The 375-nt window shown below is 46.1% G+C and carries 1 protein-coding gene; it reads left to right on the top strand.

The features are described 5' to 3' along the window. Positions 1-244 (top strand): 50S ribosomal L9 C-terminal domain-containing protein (locus D4A39_RS19425; RefSeq protein ID WP_497707275.1); only part of this gene is annotated, 244 nt, incomplete at its 5' end. Positions 245-375 lie beyond the last annotated feature (131 nt).

Below are 375 nucleotides of genomic sequence, written 5' to 3'. Positions count from 1 at the left end.
AACTGTTGCTGAGGAACTCGCTAAGAAGGGCATCGAGGTTGATCGCAAGATCATCACTATGAAGGATGCTAAGAAGGTTGGTGAGTACGAGGCTACTGTACACTACCACAAGGAGGTTGAGGTTAAGGTTCCAGTTAACGTTGTTGCTGAGAACGCTCCTGTTGCAGCTCCTGCTGCTGAGGAGGCTCCAGTTGAGGCACCTGCTGAGGCTGCAGCTGAGGAAGCGGCTCCAGCAGCTGAATAATCCTAGCTCAATCAATTTGTATGAAGTACGATATTTTTCGCACTGTAAAGCAAATTAATATAAAGATCCCTTTTGCCGAAAGGCATTAGGGATTTTTTTATGCCTGCTCCGCATTCAGAATGGAAAGTTTT

Source organism: Alcanivorax profundi (assembly GCF_003597125.1).
In the GTDB taxonomy this organism is placed as follows: domain Bacteria; phylum Pseudomonadota; class Gammaproteobacteria; order Pseudomonadales; family Alcanivoracaceae; genus Alcanivorax; species Alcanivorax profundi.
This window is presented reverse-complemented; position numbering and strand designations above follow the sequence as displayed.